The following is a 9623-nucleotide window of genomic DNA, read 5'->3' as shown; positions in this document are numbered from 1 at the left end:
AACCGAGGCCCGATCCGGGCATGCAGCCGGTCCAGCTCCCCACGCCAACGATCAACATCAACGTCCGTCACAGGCAGACCAACGAACCCGACCCGAAGACGATTCGCCTACTGCCGTTGCAGTACTAAGCGAGATGTCCGGCAGGGCCTAGCTGCGACGCTCAGCGATGCAGGCGATGGCACTGCCGAAACGTTCTCTTTTGGATCAAGGCGCCGCGCAAGCGCGGCGCAGGCCCGCCGCGCGCGGCCTGCTGGCGGCCTCCGGCCGGCATCGGCCGGCTCGGCGGGCCAGGGTTCAACAGTCAGTCGTCCTCGGGGTCATCGTCTTCATCGCGGAGCAGGCAATCGAGGTCTTCCGGTCTCATCCGCTTGATCTCAGCTTCGAGCTTGCGGCTGTATTGGCGGTCATTGGGATCGCTGCCGTTGCTGGCTGCCACCCGCCCGTATGCCTTCATGAACGACCCGAGTTCGCGTCGAATCCGATCCTGTCGACGTCCCACAGGCCCACGGTACGAGGCTGCACCCGTCCTCTCACAGCGATATACACCCACCGACGACGTAGCACGTCGGTGCCGTGGCGATCGCGCGGACGGTTGCTCGTCATCGAGGTAGGGGCGATCGGCTGCCGCGCCGCTTCGCGGCTTGCCACCGGGTACCGGGGTCCAGGCGCGCGGAGAGCCGACAACACGGCAAGCCGCCCCCGGCCCGAGAGGCCGGGGGCGGTGAGCCGCACGCCGCCGGACGGCCGCGCGCCCACCGCGCAGCCGTGCCAGCTACGTGCCAGTAGCGGGTGTCCCAGACGGTCCCCAACGGTAATGATCGGGCACGACAATCCGGCCACTGACCAGGCGATCCGGACGGATCATGACCACCGAGAACGATCTTCCAAACTGACGGTGCGGGTTCGATTCCCGTCGCCCGCTCCACACCTTCCAGCCCAGGTCAGAGGGGTGCTGCTGATCTCGGGCCGGCCGCCCCTCCCGTGCTGCGATCCTGCGGGCCGTCCGGTGGCCGTTCACTCCCGTGGCGATAGCTGGTCGGCGATCTCCAGCAACGTCGAAGCGACAGCGGCCGGATCCCACAACATGTGCAGATGGCGGCCGTCCAGGATCCGAACCGGCCATCCCCGGTTCTCGGCCTCCCGAAGCTCGTCGGCGTACGCGGTCCCGAAGGCCACGTACCCGGCCCGGTTCGTTGCCCAGCCGGCCGGGACCTCCACCTCGGCGGTGAGATAGGCCCAGGGCACCCGGCGCTGATCGGCCTCGACCCGCTGCCGGGTCTGCGGGTCCGGATACAGGGCGGCGACATCCTCCTCCGACCACCACTCGCTCCACAACGGCAGCAGGCCGTCGGCACCGACCCGATCCCGGAGCATCGCGGCCAACCCGGCCGGTGCGACCGGTAGGCGACCGTTCCGTGGCGGCAGCACGGCATCAAGGAACACGGTTGCCCGCACCGGACGCGACGCGACGAGCGCGGGCACGTACAGGCCGGCGTTGCTGTGCGGCACCAGGACCAACTCGCCCCGCCCGGGTACGGATTCCTCCAGTGCGCTCAGCACCTCTCCGGGGGTGGACAGCGGGTCCCGTGGGAGCGAAGGCGCGACGACGTCATGCCCGCCCGCCCGGAGCACGGAGGCCACCGGATCCCACACCACCGGACCGAGAAACGGGCTCGACAACAGCACATAGGTTCGGCCCATCGCTCACGTCTACCAGAACCCACACCCGTTGCCCAGCCACCGGTGTGTGGGACCGGTCCGACGGTAGTGCCTGATCAGAATCGTCTCGGCCGGATGCCGTGCCCCGCCCGGTACCTGCCTTCGGCCAGCAAGCGGTCCACCGCAGTGAGGACTTGCTGCCAGGCGTGGGCGGCCTCTGGGTCGTGGCGCTTGGCCAGTAGTCGCTCGAAGGCGGCCAGACTGCGCTGCACGGACTCCGGATGCGGATCAAAGATCGAGGGTCGGCTCCAGCGGAGATAACCCGGCTTCACGTGGAGCCGGACGTGGTCGGCGTTCCGGTAGCGCGGATTACGCAGTGAACGCTGACGCAGGTAGGCCAGCTTCTGGAGCGCCAGAACGTCGGCGAGAGGCAACTCCTCGTCATCGGCCATGTGGGGCATGGTGGCCCGGGTTCCCTCCTGAAGCCAGTGGTTTGCCTCGCCGACCAGGCCTCACAGCAGCCGTCCGGCTGCGTCGCGGGCGACGATGCCGTCGAGGCGTACGCCGGGGGCGAGGTCGGCCGGGCTGAACCAGAAGATCACCACGGTCGGGTCCGTGTTCCAGCGGGCCAGCCGGGCGTCGACCTGTCGACCGTCCACCGTGCCGACGATCCGGTGCGCCGGGCCGACGAAGTACCCGAAGGTGGGCACCGGCGGACGGTCCTGCGAGGGGGTCGAGTCGTCGTAGCCGATCTGGTGGAAGCCCGGACCCCGGTCGCTGCCCTGCACGTCGTTGACCAGGATGTCGTCGGTCAGCTCGCCGCCTGAGGTGCGCCGGCCGGCCATCAGCCCGATCTGTACCCGGGGCACCTTCGGCAGGTCGACGGCGACGACGTAGAACACCCGCTGCTCGCTGCCGTACCGGATGCCGCTGTCCACCACGTCGCCGAGGGGCTGCCGGGGGGGTTGCCACCGGGTCGGGGCAGGGGTGGGCGGCAGCGTGTCCGTCGGCCGCCCGGTGGGGGCGGGGACGGTGGCGGCGGGCACGGGTGGCCGGTCCGGCGTCGGCGGCCCGCTCCACCGCACGCCGATCCCGACGCCGCCTGCCAGCAACCCGCCGACCAGCACCGCCGCGCCGGCACTGGCGAGCCGGCGACGTCGGCGCAGCCGCCGGCCGTCCCGCATGATCACGGTCAGGTCGAGGTCGTCGTGGTACGGCCGTTCGGTCGCCCGCATCGCTTCGCGGAACTGATCCAACTCGTTCATCGGCGGCTCCCGTGGATTTCCGGGGTTCCGCTGGCGCGCAGCTTCTGCAACGCCCGGGAACTGGTGCTCTTCACCGTGCCGAGCGATACGCCCAGTTCACGGGCCACCTGTGCCTCCGGAAGGTCGAAGTAGTAGCGGAGCACGACGATGGCCCGCTCGCGGGGGCTGAGCGCGCCGAGGATGTCGAGCAGCCAGCGGCGGGTGGCCACGTCGTCGGCGACGTCACCGCGCCGCTGCTCGGGCAGCTCGTCGGTGGGGTACTCCCGGATCGGCCGCCGCCACCCGTCGACCAGGTGGTTGACCAGGACGGTCCGGGCGTACCCGTAGGCGTCCTCGTCGCGGATCCGGGACCAGGACGCGTACGTGCGGACCAGCGCGGTCTGCGCGGCGTCCTCGGCCTGGTGGTGGTCGCCGGTCATCAGGAAGGCGGCGTGCGTCAACCGCCCGGAGGCCGACCGGGCGAACTCCACGAACTCGGCGTCACCCCGGGCCATGCCCACTCTTCCCGCATCCCACGACGGACACGACGGGCCGGGCGGCCGAAAGGTTGAGTCCGGACCGGATCAACTGTTCCGTCGGGCCGCCCGTCCTTCCCGCTGCCCATCGCCGACCGGCGGTGTGCGGAGGGAGCAGCATGGCGACGAAGGGTACCGCCCGCGTGGGCCGTGGGCTGATCGGTCGATCGGCGTTGGCGCTGCTGGTGGCGGGGTGGTTGCCCGGCTGCGGGGCACCGGCCACCGCCGACCGGGCCACCGCCGACCGGGGTACCACCGACCCGGCCACCACCGACCGGGTGGGTGGCACCGGCCGGGGGGCGGCGGGTCCGGCCACCCCGTCGGCCACGTCCGGCGGGGCCGGACGGTCGGCCGGGCCGACGCCGCTCGCCTCCGGACCGGCCGCGATCAGCTATCCGGCGGACGGGAACAACCACTGGCAGGTCGCACCCGGCGAGCCGGCGGCACCGGGCGGGACCGGCCGGCTGCTGCGGTACCGGGTCGCCGTGGAGCGTGACATCCGGGGGCTGCCGGTGACGGAGTTCGCGGCCGAGGTCAGCGCGACGTTGACCGCCCCACAGGGGTGGACCACCGGCCGGACGCTGCGGCTGCGGCGGGTCGGACCCGATCGGCCCGCCGACTTCACCGTCCACCTGGCCACCCCGGGCACTCGGGACGAGCTGTGCGGGGACGCGGCGGACGGCTACACCTCGTGCCGCAACGGCGACCGGGTGGTGGTCAACGTGGCCCGCTGGGTGAAGGGGGTGCCGGGCTACGGCGCCAACCTGGAGACCTACCGCCGGTACGTGGTCAACCACGAGGTCGGGCACCGGCTCGGCCACGGCCACGAGCGGTGCCCGGGGCGGGGCCTCCCCGCGCCGGTGATGCAGCAGCAGACGCTGGGCCTGCACGGCTGCACCGCCAACGCCTCGCCGTACCGCGACGGGGTGCGCTACTCGGGGCCGCCCGGCTCCTACGCCGACGAGATCCCGCCCCGCGAACCGGGCCGCCGGGGCTGACCGGGCCACAGCGACGCCCGGCGGCACGACCGAACTGACCGACGGCAGGGCCGGACCGGCCGGCGGACACGGGGGCCGGACCGGCCGGCGTCGGGGGCGGCACGGGAGACGTACCATGCGGGACCGGGCATCCCCTCGTCCCGGCGGAGGTAGCGACGGATGGCAGGCCAGCAGGACGGATACGCCCTCGGGGTCGACCTGGGCACCTCCAACACCGTGGCCGTGCTGCGCTGGCCGGACGGGCGGACCCGGCCGCTGCTCGTCGACGGCCAACCCATCCTCCCCTCCGGGGTGTACGCCGACACCGACGGCCGGCTGCACGTCGGCCGGGACGCCCAACGCCTGGCCCAGGCGGACCCGACCCGGTACGAGCCGAACCCGAAGCGTCGGGTGGACGAGCCGGCGGTGCCCCTCGGCGACCGGTCGTACGCCCCGGCGGAGCTGCTCGCCGCGACCCTGTGGGCGGTCGCCGAGCAGGCGGTGGCGACAGTGGGTTTCCTGCCCCCGGCGGTGGTCACCTATCCCACCGCCTGGCAGGCCCCCCGGCGGCAGGTGCTGCACGACGCGTTGGCCCTGGCCGGTTGGCCGTCGGCCGCCGAGCACACCATGTCCGGCCCGGTGCCGATCGGCACCCGGCTGCTGCGGGAACCGGTCGCGGCCGCCCGCTACTACACCGAGGTGCTGCGCCGGCCGGTGCCGGTGGGTGAGTCGGTCGCGGTGTTCGACTTCGGCGGCGGCACGTTGGACGTGGCGGTCGTCCGCAACGAGGGCGCCGATCCGTGGGGCGACTCGGGCTTCACGGTGATCGCCACCGGCGGGATGGCCGACCTCGGTGGGCTGGACCTCGACGCGGCCCTACTCGGCCGGCTCGGTGAACTGATCGGCGGGGAGCACCCTGCGCGCTGGGGTCGGCTGGCCCGCCCGGAGACGACCGGGCAGTGGCGGGAGCGGCAACAGCTCTGGGACGCCGTACGCGGGGCGAAGGAGATGCTGTCCCGGGTGACAGTCGCACCGGTCGCGGTACCGGGCCTGGAGACCACCGTGTCGCTCACCCGCGAGGACCTGGAGCGGTTGGCCACTCCCCTGCTGAGCCGGGCCGTCACCCGGACCCGGGAGGTGGTCGTCGACGCGGGACTCACCCCGGACCGGCTCGCCGGGCTCTTCCTGGTCGGCGGCTCGTCCCGGATCCCGTTGGTCGCCCGGCTGCTCCACGCCGAGCTGGGCATCGCGCCGACCGTGCTGGAACAGCCCGAACTGCCGGTGGCCGAGGGCGCCCTCACCGACCTGCCGCTGCCGCGGAGCAACCGTCCCGCACCGGCCGGCGCGGCGGCCCTCGCCCCGGCCACCCCGGGTCACCCGTCACCCGCCGGACCGCCGGTCACCCCGCCCACCGCACCCGCCGGACCGCCAGGGAACCCCGCCCAGCCGCTCGGGAACCCGCAGACCGCCCCCGCCGGCTCGCCCGGTATCTCGGCCCGGCCGGACGGGAACCCTGCCGGGCCGGGCGACCGGCTCCCGGCAGCGGAGGTCGGCGGCACGCTGGTGGCCACGCCGGTCGGTCCCACGCCCGCCGGCGTACCGGGTCAGGGTGGTCCCCGGGCGGTCGCGTATGCCGGTGCCGGTGCACCTGCCGACGCGGGCCCGCTACCGGGTCCGCCGGGAGTCGGCGGGCAACCGGCTGCCGGGCCGTACCCGGTCGACGCCGGGCCGGGCGGTTACCCGCCGGGGACGGGCTGGTCGGGCGTACCCGGGGCGGGGTTGCCGACGTCACCGGAAGCCGGTGGCCCGCCGGTGGCGTCGGCGCGGCGCGGACGTCGGAGGTGGTGGATCGGGCTCGGCGCGGGCCTGGCGCTGGTCGGTGTGCTCGGTGCGGCGGCGCTCTGGTTCACCCGGGACCGTTACCCGGCGCTGGAGTTCCACACCCTGACCGAGGTGGCCCGGCCCACCGCCGACGGCGACCGGCCGACGGCGATGTTCACCGCCGTACTCGGCGATCGGGCCTATCTCGCCTATCAGCTCCCCGACGACCGGCTGACGGTGGTGGCGGTCGAGGCCGGCACCGGGAAGCCGGCGTGGCGGAGCACGATCTCGGCGGGTGCCCAGCAGTGGACCGGGGTCCGGGCGGTGCCGGGGGCGGTGCTGGCCGTCGCGGACGCGGTCGGCGACAGCACCCCCCGGGACGTGGTGGTGCTCGACGCCGGGTCCGGGAAGGAACGGTGGCGGCTGCCGGTGCACGGGGACGACGCGGTGCACGTCACGCGGGAGACCCTGGTGTGGGTGGACCGCGCCGGCAGCCGCCTGGTCGGGCTGCGGCTGCGCGACGGCCGTCAGGAGTGGACGCAGGCCAACCCCCGCAGCGAGTACGACGACACCCGCAGCACGGTGCTGCCGGTCGGCACCGAGCAGGGCGTGGTCGGCCCCGCCCAGTTCGACGGCGCTCCGCGCGCCCCCTGGCTCGGCGACGCCGACCGGCTGGTGCAGGTGGGTGCCGACCGATCCGTCCGGGTGCTCGACATGAACAGCGGGAAGGTGCTGCGCCACCGCGACGGGGTCGCCGACGTGGGTGACCGGATGGCCGCGTACGCCGACCGGCTCTACGTCGTGGAGGAGGACCAGGGATACAAACTGCTCGGGTACGACCTGGGCAGCTTCGCCGAACCGACGGTGCTCTACAGCGCGGGCGACCAACGGCGGGTCACCGGGCTGGTGGCCTGCGGCAAGCACCGGGCCTGCCTGCTCGAGGTGCCCGACGGTGACGCCGACCGGACCGAGGTGGTCGCGGCCACCGAGGGTAAGGGCAGCCGGCGCTGGCCGGCACCGGACGGAGCGGATCTGGTGCCGGTGGGTGAGCACCTGCTCGTCCGGCGGGAGTCGCCGAAGACCACCGTCAGCCTCTTCGACCCGGCCGGGAAGGCGGTGCTGACCGACCGGAAGGGTACGGCGGCCCGAGTCGACGCCGGCAACCTGCTGGTCTTCGCCGAGCCGCCGAACAGCGTCGAGGACGATCGCAGCCTCGCCGGGGTGTCGACGGCCGGTGAGCTGACCGAGATGGGGCAGCTCCAGGGCGTACGGAGCGGGTCGTGTTCGTGGAACACCTCGGTGATCGTCTGCGGTGCGGAGCGGGACTTCGTGCTGTACCGGTTCGCCGGGGACGGCTGAGCAGGCTGCGCCCGGCTCCCCGCTCCGTGTTGGTGCACGGTGCGACCGCTCGGCCGGGTGCGGGTCAACGGTGCCGGCCGGTGCGACCGCTCGGTGGGCTCCCGGGTCGGCTCACCGTCACCGCGGCCGACGTCCGGGCCGGATCGCCGTACACCACCGCGCCACCGACGGCCGCGGAAGCTGTCGGTGGCGCGGTGGTCCGGGTACGGCCGGGCGGATCCGGACACGCCTACTGGGCGCTACGGAGCGGGCGGGTCCGGGTCCGGGTGCGGAGCGGGCGGGTGCGGGTGCTGCAGCTCGGGCGGTGCCGGCGGGTCAGCCGCCGAGGCTGGCGGCGGCCGACGCGATCGACGAGGCGAACGTGCTCACCTGGGTGTAGACGCCCGGGGCGTTGGGCCGGGCGCAGCCGTCGCCCCAGCTGACGATGCCCACCTGGATCCAGGCGTTCGCGGCGTCGCGGCGGAACATCGGGCCACCGGAGTCGCCCTGGCAGGTGTCGGTGCCACCGCTGGCGTAGCCGGCGCAGATCTCCTCGGCGGCGATCAGGTCGCCGGGGTAGGAGGCGGAGCAACTGGCGTCGCTGACGAAGGGCACGGTGGCCTTGAGCAGGTAACGCTGCTGAGCCCCACCCTCGCGCGCCGCGCCCCAACCGGCGACGGTGAAGGTGCCGCTGTCGTACGCGGTGCTGGTGGCGATGGGCAGGGTGGCCTGGCTGGTCACCGGGGTGGCGAGTCGGATGAGCGCCCAGTCCTTGCCGCTGCCGTTGTAGCCGGGGGCCTGGTAGACGTAGTTGGACTTGACCTGGATCCGGCTGCTCGACTGGAGGTCGACCGCGCCGAGGGTGGCGGTGATGCTGGTGTTCGTGCCGGTGCGGTTCACACAGTGCGCGGCGGTGAGCACCAGCCGGGGGCTGTAGAGCGCTCCGCCGCAGCCCATGGAGAGCCGGACCATGAACGGGAATTCGCCCTGCGCGGCCCGGGTGCCGCCGACGACCGACGGGGCGGGGTCGGCGATGGGCGCGGCGGCGGCCGGGGCGGTCAGGACGAGCGACCCGGCGGTGATCGCCACCATCGAGGCGGCCATCCGGCCGATGAGACTGCGCCAACGGTTCACAGGGCCTCCAACCCTCGGCGGCGCGCCTGGTGGGGGCGCCGGTTCGATGGCGGGAGCCTAGAACGATAAATCGACATGCATCAAGATACTTGATGGGTCATACGACCATGCTCCACCGCGCTGAAGCAGCCCACAGGTAGAGACAGCCAAGACCTGCGGGGACAGGCCATGACCTGCGGGGAAGTCCACCCTGCGGGGAAGTCCACCGTGCTGGAGAAGTCCGGTGCGGGTCACCCGGCCGGAGGGGATGAAGAGGGCCCGGCGGGGTAAGACAGCGCCCGGCCTGGTGGAGTCGACCGGCGTCGTGGGCACTCCCGCGACCGGACGCGGGCGGACCGGGTCACCCCCGGCCCGCCCGCCGTACCGTGCCACCCGCCCTCACCCGGCCCGGCCCCGCCCTTACCCGGCCCGGCCCCTCCTCGCCCAACCCGGCCGGCCTTCACCCCGGTCCCGCCAGCCTTCACCCGACCCGGCCGCCCCTCACCCGACCCGGCCGGGCCTCGCCGGGTCCGGCCGAGCCTCGCTAGGTCCGATCGGGCCTCGCCGAGTCCGGCCCGCAGGCAGTCACGCCTCATCAAGATCCTGCTGGTTCCAGGATGTCAACACCGTTGCGTTAACGCCGTGGGCGGCTGGTCAACCCGGGACAGGAAGTGCCCGATCGGGGAGCGGGGTGGGCCCGCTTGGCGATCATGGAGTGGTGGTGCCGGCTTTGGGGGTTTTTCGGGCGTTCTGTTACCCACCACAACTCCATGATCGGCGAGGCAGCGCTGGTTGATGAACAGCCGTTCCACCTAACGCAACGGTGTTGTCCGGGATGTAGTGGTCTTGGTGTCGAGTAAGGCCACCGGATCCTGGAAGTAGTGCCCGCCGGGCCAGCGGGCCGGTGGGCAGGGTGAGCGGGGCGGGGGGCGGGG

8 protein-coding genes are annotated in these 9623 nt (G+C 73.4%); 2 read left to right on the top strand and 6 right to left on the bottom strand.

Annotated features, from left to right (window positions below):
- Window positions 1–301: 301 nt before the first annotated feature.
- The 5 genes from AC0AIB_RS30610 to AC0AIB_RS30590 all read right to left on the bottom strand — a co-directional run bounded on the left by AC0AIB_RS30610 (window position 302) and on the right by AC0AIB_RS30590 (window position 3418).
- On the bottom strand, window positions 302–499 hold the full coding sequence (locus tag AC0AIB_RS30610) for a hypothetical protein (protein WP_465098005.1): 198 nt from the start codon (window positions 497–499) through the stop codon (window positions 302–304).
- Window positions 500–1014: 515 nt separating this feature from the next.
- Window positions 1015–1701 (bottom strand): hypothetical protein, encoded by a 687-nt coding sequence (locus tag AC0AIB_RS30605; protein ID WP_465098004.1) that lies wholly within the window; start codon window positions 1699–1701, stop codon window positions 1015–1017.
- Between the two features lie 74 nt (window positions 1702–1775).
- The gene (locus tag AC0AIB_RS30600) at window positions 1776–2111 is read right to left on the bottom strand and encodes an outer membrane protein assembly factor BamD (protein WP_465098003.1); all 336 of its coding nucleotides are present in this window, start codon (window positions 2109–2111) and stop codon (window positions 1776–1778) included.
- Window positions 2112–2171: 60 nt separating this feature from the next.
- Window positions 2172–2924 carry a hypothetical protein gene (locus AC0AIB_RS30595; RefSeq protein WP_465098002.1) on the bottom strand — a complete coding sequence of 251 codons (753 nt, stop codon included), beginning with the start codon at window positions 2922–2924 and terminating at the stop codon, window positions 2172–2174.
- A complete protein-coding gene (locus tag AC0AIB_RS30590; RefSeq protein ID WP_328343734.1) occupies window positions 2921–3418 on the bottom strand; it encodes a SigE family RNA polymerase sigma factor in 498 nt (165 codons plus the stop codon). The genes AC0AIB_RS30595 and AC0AIB_RS30590 overlap by 4 nt, the downstream gene beginning before the upstream one ends.
- 140 nt (window positions 3419–3558) lie before the next feature.
- Between AC0AIB_RS30590 and AC0AIB_RS30585 the strand changes: the two genes are divergently transcribed.
- Window positions 3559–4437 carry a DUF3152 domain-containing protein gene (locus tag AC0AIB_RS30585; RefSeq protein WP_465098001.1) on the top strand — a complete coding sequence of 293 codons (879 nt, stop codon included), beginning with the start codon at window positions 3559–3561 and terminating at the stop codon, window positions 4435–4437.
- Between the two features lie 159 nt (window positions 4438–4596).
- On the top strand, window positions 4597–7596 hold the full coding sequence (locus AC0AIB_RS30580; protein WP_465098000.1) for an Hsp70 family protein: 3000 nt from the start codon (window positions 4597–4599) through the stop codon (window positions 7594–7596).
- A gap of 315 nt (window positions 7597–7911) precedes the next feature.
- Here the strand turns inward: AC0AIB_RS30580 and AC0AIB_RS30575 are convergent, their stop codons facing one another.
- The gene (locus AC0AIB_RS30575) at window positions 7912–8709 is read right to left on the bottom strand and encodes a S1 family peptidase (RefSeq protein WP_465097999.1); all 798 of its coding nucleotides are present in this window, start codon (window positions 8707–8709) and stop codon (window positions 7912–7914) included.
- Window positions 8710–9623 lie beyond the last annotated feature (914 nt).

The organism is Micromonospora sp. DSM 43699, assembly GCF_055517075.1.
The sequence above is the reverse complement of the archived record's forward strand: the minus strand, read 5'-3'. Positions and strand labels throughout refer to the sequence as shown.